The sequence below is a fragment of the Pseudomonas paralactis genome, assembly GCF_001439735.1.
Lineage (GTDB): Bacteria > Pseudomonadota > Gammaproteobacteria > Pseudomonadales > Pseudomonadaceae > Aquipseudomonas > Aquipseudomonas paralactis.
Window position 1 is genome coordinate 512,697 of the sequence record NZ_JYLN01000003.1, and the last position, 19,962, is coordinate 532,658.

24 protein-coding genes are annotated in these 19,962 nt (G+C 60.9%); 10 read left to right on the plus strand and 14 right to left on the minus strand.

What is annotated here, in order from left to right; genetic code table 11:
* Positions 1-186: 186 nt before the first annotated feature.
* From ftsY to rpoH, 4 genes are all read left to right on the plus strand, one after another.
* A complete protein-coding gene (ftsY, locus tag TX23_RS10530; protein WP_057702108.1) occupies positions 187-1,629 on the plus strand; it encodes a signal recognition particle-docking protein FtsY in 1,443 nt (480 codons plus the stop codon).
* Positions 1,626-2,297, plus strand: a complete 672-nt coding sequence (gene ftsE, locus TX23_RS10535) for a cell division ATP-binding protein FtsE (protein WP_003213784.1) — start codon at positions 1,626-1,628, stop codon at positions 2,295-2,297. The genes ftsY and ftsE overlap by 4 nt, the downstream gene beginning before the upstream one ends.
* Positions 2,294-3,316 carry a permease-like cell division protein FtsX gene (gene ftsX, locus TX23_RS10540; RefSeq protein WP_057702109.1) on the plus strand — a complete coding sequence of 341 codons (1,023 nt, stop codon included), beginning with the start codon at positions 2,294-2,296 and terminating at the stop codon, positions 3,314-3,316. Before ftsE ends, ftsX begins: the two co-directional genes overlap by 4 nt.
* Before the next feature lie 130 nt (positions 3,317-3,446).
* Positions 3,447-4,301, plus strand: a complete 855-nt coding sequence (rpoH, locus tag TX23_RS10545) for an RNA polymerase sigma factor RpoH (protein ID WP_003176698.1) — start codon at positions 3,447-3,449, stop codon at positions 4,299-4,301.
* A gap of 188 nt (positions 4,302-4,489) precedes the next feature.
* On the opposite strand, the gene mtgA is transcribed toward rpoH, so the two are convergent.
* Positions 4,490-5,212 (minus strand): monofunctional biosynthetic peptidoglycan transglycosylase, encoded by a 723-nt coding sequence (gene mtgA, locus TX23_RS10550; RefSeq protein WP_057702110.1) that lies wholly within the window; start codon positions 5,210-5,212, stop codon positions 4,490-4,492.
* Positions 5,213-5,286: 74 nt separating this feature from the next.
* Between mtgA and TX23_RS10555 the strand changes: the two genes are divergently transcribed.
* The 4 genes from TX23_RS10555 to trmB all read left to right on the plus strand — a co-directional run bounded on the left by TX23_RS10555 (position 5,287) and on the right by trmB (position 7,525).
* On the plus strand, positions 5,287-5,661 hold the full coding sequence (locus TX23_RS10555; protein ID WP_057702111.1) for a DUF423 domain-containing protein: 375 nt from the start codon (positions 5,287-5,289) through the stop codon (positions 5,659-5,661).
* A 79-nt stretch (positions 5,662-5,740) separates the two neighbouring features.
* On the plus strand, positions 5,741-5,941 hold the full coding sequence (gene thiS, locus TX23_RS10560; RefSeq protein ID WP_032878918.1) for a sulfur carrier protein ThiS: 201 nt from the start codon (positions 5,741-5,743) through the stop codon (positions 5,939-5,941).
* A gap of 54 nt (positions 5,942-5,995) precedes the next feature.
* On the plus strand, positions 5,996-6,790 hold the full coding sequence (locus tag TX23_RS10565; protein WP_057702112.1) for a thiazole synthase: 795 nt from the start codon (positions 5,996-5,998) through the stop codon (positions 6,788-6,790).
* A gap of 9 nt (positions 6,791-6,799) precedes the next feature.
* A complete protein-coding gene (gene trmB, locus TX23_RS10570) occupies positions 6,800-7,525 on the plus strand; it encodes a tRNA (guanosine(46)-N7)-methyltransferase TrmB (protein WP_057702113.1) in 726 nt (241 codons plus the stop codon).
* A gap of 138 nt (positions 7,526-7,663) precedes the next feature.
* Here trmB and TX23_RS10575 read toward each other — a convergent pair whose 3' ends face one another.
* The 9 genes from TX23_RS10575 to TX23_RS10615 form a co-directional block, all read right to left on the minus strand.
* Positions 7,664-7,987, minus strand: a complete 324-nt coding sequence (locus TX23_RS10575; protein WP_005792278.1) for a DUF3392 domain-containing protein — start codon at positions 7,985-7,987, stop codon at positions 7,664-7,666.
* 19 nt (positions 7,988-8,006) lie between these two features.
* Positions 8,007-9,209, minus strand: a complete 1,203-nt coding sequence (gene hemW / locus TX23_RS10580; protein WP_057702114.1) for a radical SAM family heme chaperone HemW — start codon at positions 9,207-9,209, stop codon at positions 8,007-8,009.
* On the minus strand, positions 9,206-9,802 hold the full coding sequence (gene rdgB, locus TX23_RS10585; RefSeq protein WP_005792276.1) for an RdgB/HAM1 family non-canonical purine NTP pyrophosphatase: 597 nt from the start codon (positions 9,800-9,802) through the stop codon (positions 9,206-9,208). The genes hemW and rdgB overlap by 4 nt, the downstream gene beginning before the upstream one ends.
* Positions 9,799-10,233 carry a DUF4426 domain-containing protein gene (locus tag TX23_RS10590; RefSeq protein ID WP_005792275.1) on the minus strand — a complete coding sequence of 145 codons (435 nt, stop codon included), beginning with the start codon at positions 10,231-10,233 and terminating at the stop codon, positions 9,799-9,801. The genes rdgB and TX23_RS10590 overlap by 4 nt, the downstream gene beginning before the upstream one ends.
* 21 nt (positions 10,234-10,254) lie before the next feature.
* Positions 10,255-10,875 carry a methionine biosynthesis protein MetW gene (metW, locus tag TX23_RS10595; protein ID WP_005792273.1) on the minus strand — a complete coding sequence of 207 codons (621 nt, stop codon included), beginning with the start codon at positions 10,873-10,875 and terminating at the stop codon, positions 10,255-10,257.
* Positions 10,872-12,023, minus strand: a complete 1,152-nt coding sequence (gene metX / locus TX23_RS10600) for a homoserine O-succinyltransferase MetX (protein ID WP_057702115.1) — start codon at positions 12,021-12,023, stop codon at positions 10,872-10,874. The genes metW and metX overlap by 4 nt, the downstream gene beginning before the upstream one ends.
* A gap of 221 nt (positions 12,024-12,244) precedes the next feature.
* Positions 12,245-12,832, minus strand: coding sequence for a YggT family protein (locus TX23_RS10605; RefSeq protein ID WP_057702116.1), 588 nt, complete (start codon positions 12,830-12,832; stop codon positions 12,245-12,247).
* A gap of 25 nt (positions 12,833-12,857) precedes the next feature.
* Positions 12,858-13,676 (minus strand): pyrroline-5-carboxylate reductase, encoded by an 819-nt coding sequence (proC, locus tag TX23_RS10610; protein WP_057702117.1) that lies wholly within the window; start codon positions 13,674-13,676, stop codon positions 12,858-12,860.
* A 33-nt stretch (positions 13,677-13,709) separates the two neighbouring features.
* A complete protein-coding gene (locus TX23_RS10615) occupies positions 13,710-14,396 on the minus strand; it encodes a YggS family pyridoxal phosphate-dependent enzyme (RefSeq protein WP_057702118.1) in 687 nt (228 codons plus the stop codon).
* Between the two features lie 57 nt (positions 14,397-14,453).
* Between TX23_RS10615 and TX23_RS10620 the strand changes: the two genes are divergently transcribed.
* The gene (locus TX23_RS10620; protein ID WP_057702119.1) at positions 14,454-15,488 is read left to right on the plus strand and encodes a type IV pilus twitching motility protein PilT; all 1,035 of its coding nucleotides are present in this window, start codon (positions 14,454-14,456) and stop codon (positions 15,486-15,488) included.
* A gap of 148 nt (positions 15,489-15,636) precedes the next feature.
* Here TX23_RS10620 and TX23_RS10625 read toward each other — a convergent pair whose 3' ends face one another.
* Positions 15,637-16,275 (minus strand): C40 family peptidase, encoded by a 639-nt coding sequence (locus TX23_RS10625; RefSeq protein WP_057702120.1) that lies wholly within the window; start codon positions 16,273-16,275, stop codon positions 15,637-15,639.
* A 249-nt stretch (positions 16,276-16,524) separates the two neighbouring features.
* On the opposite strand from TX23_RS10625, the gene TX23_RS10630 reads away from it, so the two are divergent.
* On the plus strand, positions 16,525-16,953 hold the full coding sequence (locus tag TX23_RS10630) for an NINE protein (protein WP_057702121.1): 429 nt from the start codon (positions 16,525-16,527) through the stop codon (positions 16,951-16,953).
* Positions 16,954-17,072: 119 nt separating this feature from the next.
* Here TX23_RS10630 and TX23_RS10635 read toward each other — a convergent pair whose 3' ends face one another.
* The 3 genes from TX23_RS10635 to pyrR are packed head-to-tail and all read right to left on the minus strand — an operon-like array spanning position 17,073 to position 19,876.
* Entirely contained in the window at positions 17,073-18,344 is a 1,272-nt protein-coding gene (locus tag TX23_RS10635; RefSeq protein ID WP_057702122.1) for a dihydroorotase, read from the minus strand.
* Positions 18,341-19,345 (minus strand): aspartate carbamoyltransferase catalytic subunit, encoded by a 1,005-nt coding sequence (locus TX23_RS10640; protein ID WP_057702123.1) that lies wholly within the window; start codon positions 19,343-19,345, stop codon positions 18,341-18,343. Before TX23_RS10640 ends, TX23_RS10635 begins: the two co-directional genes overlap by 4 nt.
* A 24-nt stretch (positions 19,346-19,369) precedes the next feature.
* Complete coding sequence (gene pyrR / locus TX23_RS10645; protein WP_057702124.1) at positions 19,370-19,876, minus strand: bifunctional pyr operon transcriptional regulator/uracil phosphoribosyltransferase PyrR; 507 nt, start codon at positions 19,874-19,876, stop codon at positions 19,370-19,372.
* Positions 19,877-19,962 lie beyond the last annotated feature (86 nt).

A 19,962-nucleotide genomic window follows, 5' to 3' on the forward strand; every position in this document is an offset into this window, starting at 1 on the left:
GGCGAGGAGGTGCTAGGATACTGGTCCGACTTAAGGACGGCCACTGCGGCTGTCTTGTTGAGGCTCTATTTAGGCCTTACAAAATGTTGCGCATGAACGAGCTGGCTAAAAAACAGTCTGTTACGCATCGAATTTTATTTACCGAAGCGCCCCCTGGCGCGTCGCTACCTTGAGATAGCCGTCTCCATGTTTGGTTCCAACGACGACAAGAAGACCCCAGCTGCGGCTGGCGAGAAGAAAGGCCTGTTCGGATGGCTGCGCAAAAAGCCGCAGGAAACCGTCGTCGAACAGCCGCAGGTTCAAGCTGAACCTATCCCTGAACCTGTAGTAGAAGCCGAGCCGGTTGCCGAGACCCCGGCGCCGGTGGTGTTGCCCATCGCGGAGCCGGTATTGCAGCCGGTGGTCGAGGCAGAACCCGAGCCTGAGCCTGAGCCTGAGCCAGAGCCTGAGCCAGAGCCAGAGCCTGAGCACAAGCCCTGGCTGGAACTGCCGGTAGCCGAAGAGCCGGTGGCACTGGTTGAAGATGTACAGGCTGAACACGTGACGCCGCCCATTCCTGTGGCGCCACCGGTCGAGGTGGTTGTCCAGACGCCACCTGCGGTGCAAACCCCGGTTGAAGCACCTGCTGTCGTTGCCGCGCCTGCGGTCATCCAAGAGCCTGCCGTGCCCGCTGTACCTGTCGCGCCTGCCGAAACCAGTAAAACCGGCTTCTTCGCCCGCCTCAAGCAGGGCCTGAGCAAGACCAGCGCCAGCATCGGCGAAGGCATGGCCAGCCTGTTTCTGGGCAAGAAGGTCATTGACGACGAACTGCTGGAAGACATCGAAACCCGCTTGCTCACCGCCGATGTGGGTGTCGAAGCCACCGCGGTGATCATCCAGAGCCTGACCCAAAAGGTCGCGCGCAAGCAACTGACCGACGCCGATGCGTTGTACAAATCCTTGCAGGCCGAACTGGCTGCAATGCTCAAACCCGTGGAAGCGCCGCTGGTGATCACTCCGAACAAGCCGTTCGTGATCCTGGTGGTCGGCGTCAACGGCGCGGGCAAAACCACCACGATCGGCAAGCTGGCCAAGAAGCTGCAAGGCGAGGGCAAGAAAGTCATGCTCGCTGCCGGTGACACCTTCCGTGCCGCCGCCGTCGAGCAGTTGCAGGTATGGGGCGAGCGCAACAAGATCCCGGTGATCGCCCAGCACACCGGCGCCGACTCGGCTTCGGTGATCTTCGATGCCGTGCAGGCCGCCAAGGCCCGTAACATCGACGTGCTGATCGCCGACACCGCCGGTCGCCTGCACACCAAAGACAACCTGATGGAAGAGCTGAAGAAAGTCCGCCGTGTGATCAGCAAGCTCGACGCCGACGCGCCGCACGAAGTCTTGCTGGTGCTCGACGCCGGTACTGGCCAGAACGCCATCAGCCAGGCCAAGCAATTCAACCAGACGGTGCAGCTGACCGGCCTGGCATTGACTAAGCTCGACGGCACGGCCAAGGGCGGGGTGATTTTCGCCCTGGCCAAACAGTTCGGGTTGCCGATTCGTTATATCGGTGTCGGTGAAGGTATCGACGACCTGCGCACTTTTGAAGCCGAACCCTTTGTACAGGCACTGTTTGCCGAGCGGGAGCGTTCATGATTCGATTCGAACAGGTCGGTAAACGCTATGCCAACGGGCATGTGGGCCTGCATGAGCTGAGCTTTCGCGTGCGTCGCGGCGAGTTTTTGTTTGTCACCGGCCACTCGGGCGCTGGCAAAAGCACGCTGTTGCGCCTGTTGCTGGCCATGGAACGCCCGACCACCGGCAAGTTGCTGCTGGCGGGCCAGGACCTGGCTACCATCAGCAATGCGCAAATTCCGTTTCTGCGCCGCCAGATCGGCGTAGTGTTCCAGAACCACCAGCTGCTGTTTGATCGCACGGTGTTCAACAACATCGCGCTGCCGCTGCAGATTCTCGGGCTGTCCAAAGCCGAAATCGTCAAACGCGTGGATTCGGCGCTGGAGCGCGTGGCGTTGTCGGACAAGACCGATCTTTACCCGGGGGATCTGTCCACCGGTCAGCAACAGCGCGTCGGTATTGCCCGCGCCATCGTGCACCGCCCGGCCTTGCTGCTGGCGGACGAACCCACCGGTAACCTCGACCCGCGTCTGGCGGCCGAGATCATGGGGGTGTTCGAAGACATCAACCGCCTGGGTACCAGCGTATTGATCGCCAGCCACGACCTGGCCCTGATCGCCCGTATGCGCCATCGCATGTTGACCCTGCAGCGCGGCCGCCTGATCGGTGATGGGGAGGCTGGTGTATGAGTGCTACCCGTAGCCCAAAAGTATCCGAACGCGTGGCACCCAAGCCTGCCGATCCGCAACCGCCGAAGAAAAAACGCGACGAAGACGACGGCCCGGACTTCGGCACCCTGCTGCACGCCTGGATCGAAAGTCATCGCGCCAGCCTGCTCGACAGCCTGCGTCGCCTGGGCAAGCAGCCGATCGGCAGCTTTTTCACCTGCCTGGTCATGGCCGTGGCCTTGAGCCTGCCGATGGGCTTGTCGCTGTTGCTTAATAATGTGGAGCGCCTGGGCGGTTCCTGGCAGCGGGCGGCGCAGATTTCGCTGTACCTGAACCTGGACACCAGCAGCAAGGAAGGCGAAGCGCTGCGTGACGACATCAAGAACATCCCGGGGGTAGCCGAGGCCGAGTACATCAGCCGCGACCAGGCCCTCGAAGAGTTCCAGCAGCAATCCGGCCTGGGTGAGGCGCTCAAGGAGCTGCCGCAGAACCCGCTGCCGGGCGTGGTGCTGGTAACGCCGAACGAAGTCGACAAGCCGGCGCTGGAGGCCCTGCGACAAAAACTCGCAGAGATGCCGAAGGTGCAACAGGCCCAACTTGATCTAGTCTGGGTGGAGCGCCTGGCCGCAATCCTCAAGCTGGGTGACCGCTTTGTGTTCGGGTTGACGGTGTTATTAGTGTCTGCATTACTTTTGGTGATAGGTAATACCATTCGTCTTCATATTGAAAACCGTCGCACCGAGATAGAAGTGATTAAACTGGTCGGCGGCACGGACAGCTATGTACGTCGTCCTTTCCTGTACATGGGCGCGCTTTATGGCCTGGGTGCCGGGGTGTTGTCCTGGGGCGTACTGGCGTTTGGCCTGAATTGGCTGAACGACGCGGTTGTCGGGCTGGCCGGTTTGTATGGCAGTGACTTTGCCCTGGCCGGTGTGCCGGTAGCCGATGGTCTGAGTCTCTTGCTTGGCGCGGTCTTGTTGGGGTATATCGGTGCCTGGATTGCGGTGGCACGGCATTTACGTGAGCTGGCGCCGAAGTAGTTAATGCCAGATTAATGTGGTTTCGTTTGTATTGACCGTATCAGCGGTTTAGGGAACTTGTCCTACGGTTCCCAGGTCAATTTTCGCAGTGCTGAACTGCACGAGTTATGTGAGTCGGAGGTTTTTTCGTATGACCACTTCTTTGCAACCTGCTTATGCCTTGGTCCCGGGTGCGAACCTGGAGGCCTATGTGCACACGGTCAACAGCATTCCATTGCTGACGCCCGAGCAGGAGCGTGAACTGGCCGAGAGTCTCTACTATGAGCAGGATTTGGGGGCGGCTCGGCAGATGGTGCTCGCCCACCTGCGTTTTGTCGTACATATCGCCCGTAGCTATAGCGGCTACGGTCTGGCCCAGGCTGACCTGATTCAGGAAGGCAACGTTGGCCTGATGAAGGCAGTGAAGCGTTTCAACCCTGAAATGGGCGTGCGCCTGGTGTCGTTTGCCGTGCACTGGATCAAGGCGGAAATTCACGAGTTCATCTTGCGCAACTGGCGCATCGTGAAAGTCGCGACCACCAAGGCTCAGCGCAAGCTGTTCTTCAACCTGCGCAGCCAGAAAAAACGCCTGGCGTGGCTGAACAACGAAGAAGTCCACCGCGTGGCCGAAAGCCTCGGTGTAGAGCCGCGTGAAGTGCGCGAGATGGAAAGCCGCCTGACCGGCCATGACATGGCCTTCGACCCAGCCGCCGAAGCGGATGACGACAGCGCTTTCCAATCGCCGGCCAACTACCTGGAAGACCACCGGTACGACCCGGCGCGTCAACTGGAAGACGCCGACTGGAGCGACAACTCCAACCACAACCTGCACGAAGCGCTGGAAGTGCTGGACGACCGCAGCCGTGACATTCTCTACCAGCGTTGGCTGGCAGAAGAAAAAGCCACGCTGCACGACCTGGCGCAGAAGTACAACGTGTCGGCCGAGCGGATTCGTCAGCTTGAGAAAAGCGCGATGAACAAGCTGAAGTTGTCGATCGCCGCTTAAAACGCAGCGAACAAAAAATGCCCCGGTCGAAAGATCGGGGCATTTTTGTATGTGTTCGAAAAGTCTCAAGCCCAACTCGGTTTAATGTGGGAGCTGGCTTGCCTGCGATGAGGCCGTGTCAGCTGAAGCATGGGTTACTGACCCACCGCTATCGCAGGCAAGCCAGCTCCCACAGGTCCCATATTGTGTCAGTCGGACCAGGGTGCCTTTCGAGAGTTGTTCAGCTCCATCAGGTAACCATCCCCGCCCAATTGGCTCATCTGCTGGCGAATCCATGCCGCCCTGCGTGCCACATAGGCGGTCGGATGGCTGGCACTCCACACCCGAGGATTGGGCAATACCGCCGCCAGGTAACTGGCCTGCTGCCGCGAAAGGCCCTTTGCGCTCACGCCAAAATGGTGCCGCGCCGCTGCCTCTGCGCCAAACACACCTTCATCCCATTCCACGCTGTTGAGGTACACCTCAAGAATCCTTTGCTTGGGCCACAGCACCTCGATCAACCCGGTAAACCACGCTTCCAGGCCCTTGCGCAAATAGCTGCGGCCGGCCCACAGGAACAGGTTTTTCGACACCTGCTGGCTCAGGGTGCTGGCGCCGCGAATCGAGCCGCCGCGTTCGTTGTGCAGAATCGCCGCCTGGATCGCGCCGAAATCAAAACCCCAATGTTGCGGGAAGCGCTGGTCTTCACCGGCCATCACCGCCACTTTCAGGTCATCGGAAATCTCATCCCACGGCACCCAGCTGCGTTGCAGGTCAATGGGTTCGCCGTCGATCCAGGACTCGATCTTGCGCTCCACCATCAGCGCAGTGAACGGTGGCGGCACCACACGAAACAGCAGCACCAGCAATACACTGCCGATGGCGAACCATTTCACGACATTGAGAAAGCGTTTGAAGAGGACACGCAGCATAGAGATGGCTTGGCCGAACCCGTTGAGCGGGCCATTATACAGACCCTGCCCGATGAGTCTGACTGGAGTTCCCCATGCTGCGTAGCTTTCTGATGCTGGCTGCCTTTTTCGGCTTTACCGGCGTTGCGCTGGGCGCTTTCGCCGCCCACGGCCTGAAAAACCGCCTGAGTTCCGACTACCTGGCGATCTTCCATACCGGTGTGACCTATCAGTTGGTGCATGCCCTGGCGCTGTTCGGCGTGGCCTTGCTGGCGGCGCATATTCCCGGCCGGCTGGTCACTTGGGCGGGTATTTCGTTTACCGTCGGTATCCTGCTGTTCTCGGGCAGCCTGTATGTGCTGACGATGACCGGCATCAGTAAACTGGGGATCATCACGCCGTTTGGCGGGCTGGCGTTCCTGCTCGGCTGGTTCTTCCTGGGCCTGGCGGCGTGGCGTTTGCAGCTTTGACCGCTTGACGCTTGGAGCTGACCTTCAGGTTCCAATCGCGCTAGAATGCGGGCCCCTAAAAACGATGGCGGCCCGTGGCATGCGCATTCAGTTGAACGGCGAACCCTTTGAACTGCCCGACGGTGAAACCGTCGCGGCCCTGCTGACCCGCCTGGACTTGACCGGGCGTCGCGTCGCAGTGGAACTCAACCTGGATATCGTCCCGCGTAGCCAGCACGCCGAGACCTCGCTGAAAGAAAACGACCAGGTCGAAGTGGTCCACGCCATCGGCGGCGGCTAGCCCGCCACGGCCGCAACGCATTCTGCAGAACCTCATCCAACCAGAGGATTTCCCATGAGCATCGTTCGTAGCGACAAGCCTTTCGTCCTGGCCGGTCGTACCTACCAGTCCCGTCTGCTGGTCGGTACCGGCAAATACCGCGACATGGAAGAAACCCGCCTGGCCATCGAAGCCTCGGGTGCCGAGATCGTCACCTTCGCCGTACGCCGCACCAACCTCGGCCAGATCGAGGGCGAGCCGAACCTGCTCGAAGTGCTGTCGCCGCAGCGTTACACCTTCCTGCCGAACACCGCTGGCTGCTACGACGCCATCGAAGCCGTGCGCACCTGTCGCCTGGCCCGTGAGCTGCTCGACGGCCACAACCTGGTGAAGCTGGAAGTGCTGGCCGACCAGAAAACCCTGTTCCCCAATGTGATCGAAACCCTCAAGGCCGCCGAAACCCTGGTCAAGGAAGGCTTCGATGTGATGGTCTACACCAGCGATGACCCGATCATTGCCCGCCAGCTGGCAGAAATCGGCTGCATCGCGGTGATGCCACTGGCCGGCCTGATCGGTTCAGGCCTGGGCATCTGCAACCCATACAACCTGCAAATCATCCTCGAAGAAGCCAAAATCCCCGTGCTGGTGGACGCAGGCGTAGGCACAGCCTCCGACGCAACCATCGCCATGGAGCTGGGTTGCGACGCAGTGTTGATGAACTCGGCCATCGCCCATGCCCAGCAGCCGGTCATGATGGCCCAAGCCATGAACCACGCCATCGTCGCGGGCCGCCTGGCCTACCTCGCCGGGCGGATGCCGAAAAAACTCTATGCCAGCGCCTCTTCGCCGCTGGATGGTCTGATCAAGTAAGAGCTATTGATGACTGAATCAAACGAAACACCGAACACTGTGCAAGACGGCGACGAGTCCAAGCACCGCCGCATCAAGAGCTTTGTGATGCGCGCCGGCCGTATGACCGAAGGCCAGCAAAAGGGCCTGGAGCAAGGTACACCGCTGTTTGTGTTGCCGCTGTCCGACGCGCCGGTGGATTACGACCAGGTGTTCGGTCGTTCGGCCCCGCGTTCGCTGGAAATCGGTTTCGGCATGGGCCATTCGCTGCTGGAGATGGCCGCTGCCGCGCCGGAGCAGGATTTCATCGGTGTGGAAGTTCACCGTCCAGGTGTCGGTGCATTGCTCAATGGCGTGCTGACCCAAGGCCTGACCAACCTGCGAGTCTACGACTGCGACGCGATTGAAGTGCTCAATCGCTGTATCGCCGACAACAGCCTCGACCGCCTGATGCTGTTCTTCCCCGACCCATGGCACAAGGCTCGTCACCACAAGCGCCGCATCGTCCAGGCGTCCTTCGCCGAACTGGTGCGCAGCAAGCTGAAAGTGGGCGGCATCCTGCACATGGCCACCGACTGGGAACCCTACGCGGAATACATGCTGGAAGTGATGAACGTCGCCCCCGGCTACCGCAACCTGGCCGAAGACGGCAAATGCGTGCCACGCCCGGCCGAGCGGCCGATCACCAAGTTCGAACGCCGTGGTGAGCGGTTGGGGCATGGGGTGTGGGATTTGAAGTTTGAGAAGCTGGCTTAAACAGTCATCCGCTTGAAACGCAATCGAATGTGGGAGCTGGCTTGCCTGCGATAGGATCACCTCGGTATCACTGATACACCGAGGTGTCTGTATCGCAGGCAAGCCAGCTCCCACATGTGTTTTGTAGTGCCTGCTGGGTCAGCGGCGGTCTGCTACCACGCCAATCAACACCAGCACCACGATCAACACCGGCGCCAGGCTGTAGTTATTGAACTGGCTCAACCCGCGCACAATCCACGGCGTCGCATAGATCAACGCCGCGCCGCTGCCGATCAGGCACAGCAGGGCCATCAAGGGCACGCGCAAGGCGCCGGCAATGTTGCCCAGGCGTGCTTCCACCCAGCCTTTGATATCGGCGCCGAACAGCACAAGCAAACAACCCACCAGGGCCAGGGAGATTTCCGACAGGTTGCTACGGCTCCAGCGGGATACGGTGGCGAGCAGGTCGAGTACCAGATCCATTCGATTTCCTTAAAAAGCGTCAGCTCAAAAACGTCTGCAACAGGTCATTGAGAAAGAGTTGCCCGCGGTCGGTTGCCGCCAGGCGTGACGGTTCGACCTGCATTAGGCCACTTTGTTCTGCCTCGCGGCGGCCTTCGTCGAGGCTGGCCAGGTCAAGGCCGGTGCGTTCGGCGTAGAGCCTGGCGTCGACGCCCTCGGTCAGGCGCAAAGCGTTCATCAGGAACTCGAACGGCAGTTCATCGTTGGTCAGTTCTTTCGCGCCGGCCTGGAAGCTCTTGGCCGGGTTGAGGTAGTCCTTCGGTGCACGGGTTTTCCAGGTGCGCACGATGCGCCCGTCCGGGTGGCTGAGCTTGCCGTGGGCGCCGGCGCCGATGCCGATAAAGTCGCCAAAGCTCCAGTAATTCAGGTTATGCCGTGCCGGTCGCCCTGGTTGGGCGTAAGCCGACACTTCATATTGGGCGTAACCGTGTTCGGCGAGCAGCGCCTGGCCGGCTTCCTGGATGTCCCACAGGGTGTCGTCTTCGGGCAGCGTCGGCGGCTGATTCCAGAAGACGGTGTTGGGCTCCAGGGTCAGTTGGTACCAGGACAGGTGCGTCGGCTTGAGCGCAATGGCCTGGCGCAAGTCGCCCAGGGCGTCGTCGAGGGACTGGTTGGGCAGGCCGTGCATCAAGTCCAGGTTGAAGTTATCGAACCCGGCCTGGCGCGCCATGCCGGCGGCACGTACGGCTTCGTCACCATTATGGATGCGGCCCAGGGCCTGGAGCTTTTCTTGCTGAAAGCTCTGGATGCCGATGGACAGGCGGTTGATCCCCAGCTTGCGGTACGCCACGAACTTCTCCTGCTCGAAAGTCCCCGGGTTGGCTTCCAGAGTGATCTCGATATCGCTGGCAAACGGGATGCGTGCTTGTACACCCTCAAGCAGGCGGCCCAACGCAACGGCGCTGAACAGGCTCGGCGTACCGCCACCGAAGAAGATCGAGCTCAACTCGCGGCCGTAGACTGCGTGCAGGTCCTGATCGAGATCGGCCAGCAGGGCGTCTACGTACTCTTCTTCCGGCAGTACTTTACTGGCGGTGTGGGAGTTGAAGTCGCAATAAGGGCATTTGCGTACGCACCACGGGATGTGGATGTACAGCGCCAGAGGCGGCAACACAGGCAAGGCCGCCCGAGGTGTTTGCGCGCCGCCGTGGATCAGCGGCTGCGCAGAGGTGTTCTGGGTCATTTCAAGCCCAGACGCTGGCGCAGCAACGCCATGGCGCGGGCACGGTGGCTGATCTGGTTTTTGTCGGCCGGGCTCAGCTCGGCGCTGGAGACATTGCGCTCCGGCACCCAGAACAGCGGGTCATAACCAAAGCCATGTTCACCGCTGGCCGCGTGCAGGATGCGCCCGTGCCACAAGCCCTCGCACAGGATCGGCAGCGGGTCGTCGGCATGGCGCACCAGGGCCAGCACGCAGACGAACTGTGCGCCGCGCTCGGCGTCGGGCACATCCTTCAGAGCGTCCAGCAGCTTGGCGTTATTGGCGGCGTCGCCCTTGCCGTCGGCGTAACGCGCCGAATAAATGCCGGGCGCACCGCCGAGAAAGTCCACCGCCAGGCCCGAGTCATCCGCCAGGGCCGGCAGGCCGGAGATGCGTGCCGCGTTGCGCGCCTTGAGGATGGCGTTTTCAACGAACGACAGGCCGGTTTCTTCCGGTTCGACCTGGCTGAACTCGCCAATCGAACGCAGTTGCACGGACTCACCGAGCATGGCCTGCAGTTCTTTGAGTTTGCCGGCGTTATGGCTGGCCAGTACGAGTTGAGTAAGGTTCATCATTCGGCCGGGAACAGTTCTTGGTTGAATTGGAAACCATGGGCCTTGCCACCGGTTTCAACGTTAATGGTAAACGTCTTGTATTCACGCTGGGTCACCGAGTAGGGCGCCAGGTAGCTGATGCCGCCTTTCTCTTCGATTTGCTTGAAGGTCAGGATCTCGCTCTTGCCGCCCAGGTCCTTGATGGTGCCCGTCACTTGGGCCGCGACCGGGGCCACGCCCTTGATCACGGTCACATTGATCAGGCCCTTCTCCTTGCTGCGCACCACACCAACATTCTGTGCGGTCTCCGGTGGCAGGAAGCTGGAGGTGAAGGTGTTGTAATGAACGGTGATATCGCCGAAGTCTTTTTTGCGATTAGCGTCGATAGTGTCGGCGGCCATGGCGCTGGCGCCCAGGCATGCGGTCAATAGAAAAATAGCCAAACGACTCATGAACGTCCCTCTTGAAGATGATTAGACGGCAACTTTGTGGTCGGTCAGGCCAGGGCTGCTGACCCGGTAAATACCGATTTCGCCCAACAGATTGGGCCATAGCTTACTCGCCCAGCCGTGGCGGTGCTGTTGATCGACGGCAAGGCGGTTGATGACCTTGGCTTCACGTTCGCCACACAGCGCCTCGAAGTCTTCGAAGGTGCAGAAGTGGATGTTGGGCGTGTTGTACCACGTGTACGGCAGGAAATCCGAGACCGGCATACGGCCCTTGGTGGCCAGGTACCAGCGGCAGCGCCAGTGGCCGAAATTGGGAAAGGTGATGATGCATTGGCGGCCGACCCGCAGCATTTCGTCGAGGATGCGATCCGGGTAGTGCACCGCTTGCAGGGCCTGGGTCATCACTACGATATCGAAGCTGTTACTGGCAAAGTTGCCCAGGCCCTTGTCCAGGTCCTGCTCGATCACGTTGATGCCCTTGGCCACGCACTGGGCGATGTTGTCCGGGTCGTTCTCCAGGCCATAGCCGGTGACTTGCTTGTTGTCGCGCAGCCAGCTCAGCAATTCGCCATCGCCGCAGCCCAGGTCGAGCACGCGGCTGCCGGCGGGGATCCAGTCTTGGATGATTTCCAGGTCGGCTCTCATGGCGTTCTCACAAGCGAAATACGGTTCATGTAGTTACTGAACGCCTGCAGGTAGCGTGGGATCGGAATCAGAAAGGCGTCGTGGCCTTGTGGTGCATCGATCTCCAGGTAGCAGACGTCTTTCTTGGCGGCCATCAGGGCATCCACCAGCTCACGGGAGCGGGCCGGTGAGAAGCGCCAGTCGGTGGTGAATGACATCACGCAGAACTTGGCCGTGGCGTGCTCGAAGGTTTTCGCCAGGTCGTCGTCATGGTTGGCCGCCGGGTCGAAGTAGTCCAGGGCCTTGGTCATCAACAGGTAGGTGTTGGCATCAAAACGCCCGGAGAATTCTTCACCCTGATAGCGCAGGTAGCTTTCCACCTGGAATTCGACGCTATGGAAGTCATAGTTGAGCTTTTCGCTCTTGAGGCCGCGACCGAATTTCTCACCCATTGAGTCATCGGACAGGTAGGTGATATGCCCGACCATCCGCGCCAGCATCAGACCACGCTTGGGGATCACCCCGGCTTCCTGGAACGAACCGCCGTGGAATTCGGGGTCGGTGAGGATGGCCTGGCGCGCCACTTCGTTAAAGGCAATGTTTTGCGCCGACAGCTTGGGCGCCGAGGCGATAGCCAGGCAGTGGCGCACACGGTCCGGGTAGGTGATGGTCCATTGCAGCGCCTGCATACCGCCCAGGCTGCCGCCAATCACGGCGGCCCACTGTTGGATGCCCAGCAGGTCGGCCAGGCGTGCCTGGCTGTGCACCCAGTCTTCTACGGTCAATACCGGGAAGTCGGCGCCGAACGGCTTGCCGGTGTCCGGGTTGAGGCTGCTGGGGCCGGTGGAGCCGTTGCAGCCGCCGAGGTTGTTCAGGCTGACCACAAAGAACTTGTTGGTGTCGATGGGCTTGCCGGGGCCGATGCAGCTGTCCCACCAGCCGGGCTTGCGCTCGTCAATGCTGTGGAAGCCTGCGGCGTGATGATGGCCGGACAGGGCGTGGCAGATCAGCACGGCGTTGCTCGCCGTGGCGTTCAGTTGGCCATAGGTTTCGTAGATCAGGTCGTAGGCGGGCAGCGAGCGACCGCAGGCCAGGGCCAGCGGCTCGCTGAAGTGCGCCACTTGAGGCACGACCAGTCCAACAGAATCGGGGGGGAAGGCAGCTGACATCGACCCTGCTCTCGTCTAAATGAGGCGTAAGTCTAAAGAGCGGGGCCCCCAGCGGCAAGCAATGGTCTGTACCAGTACGCAGATACAAAATGTGGGAAGGGTTTATGTGGGAGCCGGGCTTGCCCGCGATGCAGGCACCGCGGTTTTCAGACACACCGAGGTGATGCTATCGCAGGCAAGCCAGCTCCCACACAAGCCAGCTCCCACAGGCGCTACGGCATTCAGATCAGGCCAAACAACTCTTTGGGCATGAATGCAAAGTACGCCAGGCGTGGAATCACCCAGCTCTGCAGCAGCTGAATCACGATAAAGGCAAAGATAGGCGAGATATCCAGGCCACCCAGGTTCGGGATCAGGCGACGGAAGGGTGCCAGCACCGGCTCGGTGATCTGAGCCACCAATTCGGCACCCGGGCTACGGCTGCCGGGCGCGACCCACGAGAGAATCACGCTGATGATCATCGACCAGAAAATGATCTTCAGGAACAGCGAGAAAATACCGATCAGGCCCCACGGCAACAGCAATACGGTGAATGCCTGGTAGCCGTTGAGCATCAGGATCACCACGAACAGCAGGATCTGCAGCAGCAACGCCAGCACCAGCGACGACATGTCCAGGCCGAACAGGCTCGGGATCACCCGGCGCAAAGGCTTGAGCAGCGGTTGTGTGGCCTTGACCACGAACTGGCACAGCGGGTTGTAGAAGTTCGCACGCACCAGTTGCAGGATAAAGCGCATCAGCACGATCAGCAGGTACAGGCTGCCCAAGGTCTGAATGATGAAAATGGCAGCGTCATTGATTCCGAGCATGTTTGATTACCTTGGTAAGGGACGACTATTTGCCCAGTTGCTCAGCCATTTCGGCCGAACGATGTGCCGCGGCACCCAGTGCTTTTTCCACCAGGGCCTCAAAGCCCCCGGCCTGGAACGATTCGATGGCGGCCTGCGTGGTGCCGCCCGGCGACGTTACCCGACGGCGCAGTTCGGCGGCATCGACATCGCTGCCCACTGCCATTTTCGCGGCGCCCAGGGCCGTTTGCTCAGCCAGTTGTTCAGCGATGTCGTGGGGCAGGCCCAGCTTGACGCCGGCGGCGGTCATGGCCTCGATCAACAGGAAAAAGTAGGCCGGGCCACTGCCGGAAACAGCGGTGACCGCATCCAGTTGCTGTTCCTGCTCCAGCCATACGGCGATGCCCACCGCAGACAGCAACGCCTGAGCCTGGTCACGCTGCTGCGGGCTGACTTCGGCGGTGGCGTACAAACCGCTCACGCCCTGGCGCAGCAATGCCGGGGTATTGGGCATGCAACGTACGATCGGCTGGTCGCCGAGCCAGGTTTTCATGCTGGCGCAGGTGATGCCGGCGGCAATGGACACCACCAACTGATGCGGCTGCAGGCTTGGGCGCAGGCTTTCGCACACGGCCTTCATGGCCTGGGGCTTGACCGCCAGCACGATCACATCGACGCCGTGGATGGCTTCGGCGTTATCAGCGAAGGTCTTGATGCCATGTTCGGCGCTGACGCGCTCGCGGGTTTCGTCGCCCGGGTCGCTGGCGCGGATCTGTTCAGCGTCCAGGCCCTTGGCCCGCAGGCCGCCGATCAGGCTGGCCGCCATGTTACCGGCGCCGATAAAGGCAATACGCGTGTTGCTCATGACAGGTCCTTATTCAGATGGAAGTCAGCCATTTCACGGCTGGCCGTAGTCGCGGGCGCCAAACAGAGCGGTACCGATGCGCACCCAAGTGGCGCCTTGGGCGATGGCCGACTCAAGGTCATGGCTCATGCCCATGGAAAGTGTGTCCAGCGCCAGGTTCAAGCTGGCTTGCAGGTCGCGCACGCTGGCAAACGCCGCATCCTGTGCGGCACGGTCTTCGGTTGGCTCGGGGATCGCCATCAGGCCGCGCAGCTTCAAGCGCGGCAGGGCGCTGATCGCGTTAGCCAGGGCCGGCAAGTCGGCAGGCGTACAGCCGGACTTGCTGGCTTCGCCACTGACATTGACCTGGATGCAAATATTGAGCGGCGGCAGGTCGGCCGGGCGTTGTTCGGACAGGCGTTGTGCGATTTTCAGGCGGTCCACGGAATGCACCCAAGCGAAGTTCTCGGCGATCGCGCGAGTCTTGTTCGATTGAATGGGGCCGATGAAGTGCCAACTCAAGGGCAGGTCGGTTAAATCCGCTTGTTTGCCCAGGGCTTCCTGCAGGTAATTCTCGCCAAAGTCGCGCAGCCCGGCGGCATAGGCTTCGCGCACGGCTTGTGCGGGTTTGGTCTTGCTCACGGCCAGCAGGTGGATGCTGCTTGCGTCACGTTGCACGGCGTCGGCTGCGGCGCGGATGCGCTGGCTAACCAGGCCAATGTTGTCTGCTATCGTCGACATTCAAGATGCGCCCGTGGATATGGAGTCCGCGGCATTCTACTGGAAATGGAAAGCCCTATGGATATCACGCAATTGCTGACGGCCAGCGTAAGCCGTGGCGCCTGTGACCTGCATTTGTCGGCCGGCCTGGCGCCGATGTTGCGAGTCGATGGCGAGGTCTGGCCGATGGATGAGCCGGTGCTGAGCGCAGCGCAACTGGTCGATCTGGTGAGCCCTTTGTTGAATAAACACCAACAAAAGGATTTCGAAACATCTCTTGAAACGGATTTTGCCTTCGAGTTGCCGGGAATCGCACGCTTTCGGGCCAACGTATTCCGCCAGAATCGCGGTATAGGCGCGGTGTTTCGTGCCATCCCGACCGAGGTTCAGAGCCTGGAAGACCTGGGGTTGGGCGAGATATTCCAGCGCATGGCGCAGTTCCCCCGTGGCCTGGTGCTGGTCACCGGGCCTACCGGTTCGGGCAAGTCCACGACGTTGGCGGCAATGATCGACCACCTGAACCAGCACCGACGCCAGCACATCCTCACCCTGGAAGACCCCATCGAATTTGTCCACACGCCGAAACGGGCCCTGGTCACCCAGCGCCAGGTGCACCGCGATACCCACGGCTTCTCTGTGGCGCTGCGCTCGGCCCTGCGGGAAGACCCGGATGTGATCCTGGTGGGCGAATTGCGCGACCTGGAAACCATTCGCCTGGCGCTCACGGCCGCAGAGACCGGGCACCTGGTGTTTGGCACCCTGCACACTTGCTCGGCTGCCAAGACCGTAGACAGGCTGGTGGACGTCTTCCCGGCCGGGGAAAAGGCCATGGTCCGCTCGATGTTGTCCGAGTCGCTGCAGGCGGTGGTGTCTCAGGTGCTGGTGAAGAAGATCGGCGGCGGTCGCGTGGCCGCCCATGAAATCATGCTGGGCACTCCGGCGATTCGCAATCTGATCCGCGAGGACAAGGTGGCGCAGATGGTCTCGGCGATCCAGACAGGAGGGGCGTTGGGGATGAAGACGCTGGATATGAGTTTGAAGGCGTTGGTTGCCCAAGGCGTGGTCAGTCGAGACGATGCGCGGGAGAAGGCGAGGGTGCCTGCCGATATCTAAAACGCACAGATACTCAATGTGGGAGCTGGCTTGCCTGCGATAGCGGGCTGTCAGGCGCTCTCTCTGCCAACTGACACACCGTCATCGCAGGCAAGCCAGCTCCCACATTTGATTGCATTTCAAATGGGGAGCTTCAGTGGCGCCTGGCTTAGCGCTGCACGATCCGCAGGTTGCTGTTCTGCTCTTTAGGCAGCACGCGCTTGGCAATCACGTAGTTCTTGTTCCAGAACGGCTTTTTCAGCGTGTCGATGCTCACCGATTTGCCACGACGCGGTGCGTGGATGAAACGGTCGTTGCCCAGGTAGATGGCAACGTGATTGACCTGGCGGCTTTTGAGCTTGAAGAACAACAAGTCACCAGGCTTCAGGTCTTTGCGATCAACCTTCAAGCCGTGGCCGGCCGCCATGGCGTTGGAGGTGCGTGGCAAATCCACCGCTTTTACATCGTTGAATGCATATTTAACCAGGCCGCTGCAGTCAAACCCTTTACTTGGGCTGCTGCCGCCCCAACGATAAGGAGTACCCAGCACGTTGACGGCACGGCTGAGGACGTTGCTGCTTTGCTTGGTGTTGACTGCCATCAGGCCCGGTGTTGCTTTACCGTGTGCCTTGCTCAGTTGAGTCGGGCGGTTGACGGTCAGCTTTACCGATTTGGCCGTGCTGGTTGTGCTGTGGACTTTAGGGGTGAAACCATTGACGTTCGGAAGTCGTTGCTCACGATTGGTGGCGTGGGCGGCCAGTGGCATTAATAGGCAGATGGTCAGCCATGTCTTGAAAAATGGTCGCATTAGGCGTGGCTCTTATGGGTTTGCGCGCAACTTTATAACAGCTTTTTGTGTCGTTCTCAGGCCGTTTGTCGACTGAACCTTGGGGTCAAATCCAGGAAAAACGCGACGAATTGCCGCAATTGTCCTACACAAGTCAGGTGGCATAAGGCTTTGAGGGCAGGAAGATAACATTTGCCGTACGTCGGGCGCTCGTAAAAAAGTCACAAAGAAAATGAAAAAATTTATCTATCGAAGCAAAAGAGGTACTCCATGAACACCTATCAACAGGTTGGTCAGCAGCAAGACACCCACAGCAAGGTGATCGGTTACCTGCTATGGATTTTCGGTTTTACCGGGGCGCATCGCTTTTATTACGGCAAACCCGTGACCGGCACGATCTGGTTTTTTACCTTCGGCCTGCTGGGCATTGGTTGGTTGATCGACGTGTTCCTGATTCCGGCCATGGACCGTGAAGCCGACCTGCGCTTTACCGCCGGGCCCATCGAATACAACGTGGCCTGGATTCTGTTGGCGTTCCTGGGACTGTTCGGTGTGCACCGTATGTACCAGGGCAAATGGATCACCGGCCTGATCTACCTGCTGACCGGCGGTTTGTTCCTGATTGGGGTGCTGTATGACTTCTGGACGTTGAATACGCAGATCTCGATCGGCAATGCCGAGCGTAATAACGGCCGCTGAATAACCTGTAGGAGCGAGCTTGCTCGCGAAGAACGTCAACGATGACGCAGGGCTGACAGGCAGCCCTCATCGCCTATACGTTTTTCGCGAGCAAGCTCGCTCCTACAGTTTTGCCGGCATCAGGCCTGGTAAGTCACCCGCCCATCCATCAAGGTGTAGCGCACCGTCGCCGGCAGGCTGTGGCCGATGAACGGGCAGTTTTCACCTTTGGACAGCCAATGCTCCCCGGCAACCGTTGAGCTTGCCAGGTCGAACAGCACCAGGTCCGCCGGTGAGCCCACTGCCAGCTTGCCCGCCGGCAGGCGCAGGGCGTCGGCCGGGCCGGCGCTCAGGCGCGCCAGCAGCGTCGGCAGGTCGAGCAAGCCGTCTTCCACCAGGGTCATGGCCAATGGCAGCAACAACTCCACACTGCTGATACCCGGCTCGGTGGCGCCAAACGGCGCCAGCTTGGCGTCGCGCTCGTGGGGTTGGTGATGGCTGGAAATCGCCGAGACCACGCCCGACTTAACCGCCGCACGCAAGCCGTCACGGTCGGCCTTGGTGCGCAACGGTGGCTGCACGTGGTACAGGCTGGAGAAGTCGATCAGCGCCTCATCCGTCAGGATCAGTTGGTACAACGCCACGTCCGCCGTCACCGGCAAGCCGCGGGCCTGGGCCTGGGCGATCAGGGCGACGCCGCGGGCGCTGGTCAGCTGGCTGAAGTGCGCGCGTACGCCGCTTTGCTCCACCAGTAACAGGTCACGGGCCAGGGCCACGGTTTCGGCGGTTTCCGGGATGCCCGGCAGGCCGAGAAAGCTGGCGACTGCCCCTTCATGGGCCAGGCCGCCTTCAGCCAGGTCGCGGTCCTGGGAATGGAAGATCACCGTCAGGTCGAAGGTGGCCGCGTATTCCAGGGCGCGGCACAGCGTGCGGGTGCTGCGAAAACTTTCCAGGCCGTTGCTGAAGGCCACGCAACCGGCGTCGCGCAGGGCGATCAGTTCGGCCAGTTGTTCGCCATCCAGACCCTTGCTCAAGGCGCCGACGGGAAACACTTTGCAATTACCGGCTTCACGCGCACGGTCGAGGATCAGCTCGGTCACCGCCGACGTGTCCAGCACCGGCTTGGTATTCGGCGGGCAGCACAGACTGGTCACGCCGCCGGCCGCAGCGGCCTGGGTTTCGCTATTGATATTGCCTTTGCGGCTGTAGCCCGGCTCGCGCAGGGCGACATTGAGGTCCACCAGCCCGGGCGCCGCCACCAGGCCCCTGGCGTCGATGCTCTCGATGGCGTTGAAGCCGGCAGGTGCGGCGCCAATGGCGATGATCTTGCCGGCGTCCAGATGCAGATCGGTAACGTGGTCCAGGCCGCTGGCTGGATCGATGACTCGGGCGCCGAGAATACTGAGCTTCACTGGGCCTGCTCCTGCTCGAATTGACGTTGCGCGGTTTGCCCGCTCATGGCCATGGACAGCACCGCCATGCGTACCGCGATGCCGTAGGTCACTTGGTTCAGAATCACCGACTGCGAGCCATCGGCCACTGCCGACTCAATCTCCACCCCGCGGTTGATCGGCCCCGGGTGCATCACGATGGCATCCGGCTTGGCCCCGGCCAAACGTGCGGTGGTCAGGCCGAACAGGCGGTAGAACTCGCCCTCGCTCGGCAGCAGGCCACCGGCCATGCGCTCGCGTTGCAGGCGCAGCATGATCACCACGTCCACATCCTTAAGGCCCTCGGTCATGTCGGTGTAGACCTTCACGCCATACTGTTCGATGCCGATGGGCAGCAGGGTTTTCGGTGCGATCACGCGAATATCCGGGCAGCCCAGGGCTTTGAGGGCCAGCATGTTCGAGCGTGCTACACGGGAGTGCAGGATGTCGCCGACGATAGCGACCGAGAGGTTTTCAAAGCTGCCCTTGTGCCGACGGATGGTGAGCATGTCGAGCATGCCCTGGGTCGGGTGGGCGTGGCGGCCGTCGCCGCCGTTGATGACCGCTACCTGCGGGCACACATGCTCAGCGATGAAGTGCGCGGCGCCGGAGTCGCCGTGGCGCACCACGAACATGTCGGCGGCCATCGCTTCGAGGTTGCGCAGGGTGTCGAGCAGGGTTTCGCCCTTGCTCGCCGACGAGGTGGACACGTTCAGCGTGATCACGTCGGCTGACAGCCGTTGGGCCGCCAGCTCAAAGGTGGTGCGGGTGCGGGTGGAGTTCTCGAAGAACACATTGCAGATGGTCTTGCCGCGCAACAGCGGGACCTTCTTCACCGCGCGGCCACCGACTTCGAGAAACGAGTCGGCGGTGTCGAGGATTTCGGTGAGCAGTTCGCGGGGCAAACCGTCGAGGGACAAGAAATGTTGCAACTGACCCTGAGCATTGAGCTGCAGCGGGCGCTTGGCATCTAGAGGCGTCATCGCGGGGACTCTGTACAAGGCGGTTTAAGGGGCAAGGTCTTGCAGTTCGAGTTCGAGCGGCGTGGGACCGGACAATTTTACCCGCTGCCGGGCTTGCAAGGACAGTGTTGCGCCCACGACATCCGGGCTGATCGGCAATTCGCCAGCATCCAGGTCCAGCAGGCAGACCAGTGTGATACTGGCCGGGCGGCCGTAATCGAACAGTTCGTTCATGGCGGCGCGGATGGTACGGCCGCTCATCAGTACGTCATCGATCAGGACCAGGTGCTGGCCTTCAACCTCGAACGGCAGAGCCGACGGTTGCACCTGCGGATGCAGGCCGTTCTGGCTGAAATCGTCGCGGTAGAAGGACACGTCCAGCGTACCCAGAGGCGAATCGCTGCCCAGTTCTTCCAGCAAGGCCTGGGCTACCCAGACGCCGCCGGTACGGATGCCGATAAAACGCGGTTCGCTGATGGCACGGTGTTCCAGGTGCGCCTTTAGGCGTAATGCCATCTGGTTGATCAGTTCGGCGGGATTGGGCAGGCTCATAGGGGCTCCTTATTAAGTGTGTAGGAGCGAGCTTGCTCGCGAAAAACTCAGGGGCACCGCGTTCATCCAGCCTTCACGCGGTATCG

Coding starts and splice junctions, on each gene's coding strand:
- mtgA (WP_057702110.1), bottom strand. CDS start 5,212: ATGCTGCGTGTCCTCTTCAAACGCTTTCTCAATGTCGTGAAATGGTTC.
- TX23_RS10565 (WP_057702112.1), top strand. CDS start 5,996: ATGAGCATCGTTCGTAGCGACAAGCCTTTCGTCCTGGCCGGTCGTACC.
- rpoH (WP_003176698.1), top strand. CDS start 3,447: ATGACCACTTCTTTGCAACCTGCTTATGCCTTGGTCCCGGGTGCGAAC.
- ftsE (WP_003213784.1), top strand. CDS start 1,626: ATGATTCGATTCGAACAGGTCGGTAAACGCTATGCCAACGGGCATGTG.
- TX23_RS10575 (WP_005792278.1), bottom strand. CDS start 7,987: ATGGATCTGGTACTCGACCTGCTCGCCACCGTATCCCGCTGGAGCCGT.
- trmB (WP_057702113.1), top strand. CDS start 6,800: ATGACTGAATCAAACGAAACACCGAACACTGTGCAAGACGGCGACGAG.
- TX23_RS10555 (WP_057702111.1), top strand. CDS start 5,287: ATGCTGCGTAGCTTTCTGATGCTGGCTGCCTTTTTCGGCTTTACCGGC.
- TX23_RS10615 (WP_057702118.1), bottom strand. CDS start 14,396: ATGTCGACGATAGCAGACAACATTGGCCTGGTTAGCCAGCGCATCCGC.
- TX23_RS10620 (WP_057702119.1), top strand. CDS start 14,454: ATGGATATCACGCAATTGCTGACGGCCAGCGTAAGCCGTGGCGCCTGT.
- rdgB (WP_005792276.1), bottom strand. CDS start 9,802: ATGATGAACCTTACTCAACTCGTACTGGCCAGCCATAACGCCGGCAAA.
- thiS (WP_032878918.1), top strand. CDS start 5,741: ATGCGCATTCAGTTGAACGGCGAACCCTTTGAACTGCCCGACGGTGAA.
- TX23_RS10605 (WP_057702116.1), bottom strand. CDS start 12,832: ATGCTCGGAATCAATGACGCTGCCATTTTCATCATTCAGACCTTGGGC.
- TX23_RS10625 (WP_057702120.1), bottom strand. CDS start 16,275: ATGCGACCATTTTTCAAGACATGGCTGACCATCTGCCTATTAATGCCA.
- metX (WP_057702115.1), bottom strand. CDS start 12,023: ATGTCAGCTGCCTTCCCCCCCGATTCTGTTGGACTGGTCGTGCCTCAA.
- metW (WP_005792273.1), bottom strand. CDS start 10,875: ATGAGAGCCGACCTGGAAATCATCCAAGACTGGATCCCCGCCGGCAGC.
- TX23_RS10590 (WP_005792275.1), bottom strand. CDS start 10,233: ATGAGTCGTTTGGCTATTTTTCTATTGACCGCATGCCTGGGCGCCAGC.
- pyrR (WP_057702124.1), bottom strand. CDS start 19,876: ATGAGCCTGCCCAATCCCGCCGAACTGATCAACCAGATGGCATTACGC.
- hemW (WP_057702114.1), bottom strand. CDS start 9,209: ATGACCCAGAACACCTCTGCGCAGCCGCTGATCCACGGCGGCGCGCAA.
- ftsY (WP_057702108.1), top strand. CDS start 187: ATGTTTGGTTCCAACGACGACAAGAAGACCCCAGCTGCGGCTGGCGAG.
- ftsX (WP_057702109.1), top strand. CDS start 2,294: ATGAGTGCTACCCGTAGCCCAAAAGTATCCGAACGCGTGGCACCCAAG.
- TX23_RS10630 (WP_057702121.1), top strand. CDS start 16,525: ATGAACACCTATCAACAGGTTGGTCAGCAGCAAGACACCCACAGCAAG.
- TX23_RS10640 (WP_057702123.1), bottom strand. CDS start 19,345: ATGACGCCTCTAGATGCCAAGCGCCCGCTGCAGCTCAATGCTCAGGGT.
- proC (WP_057702117.1), bottom strand. CDS start 13,676: ATGAGCAACACGCGTATTGCCTTTATCGGCGCCGGTAACATGGCGGCC.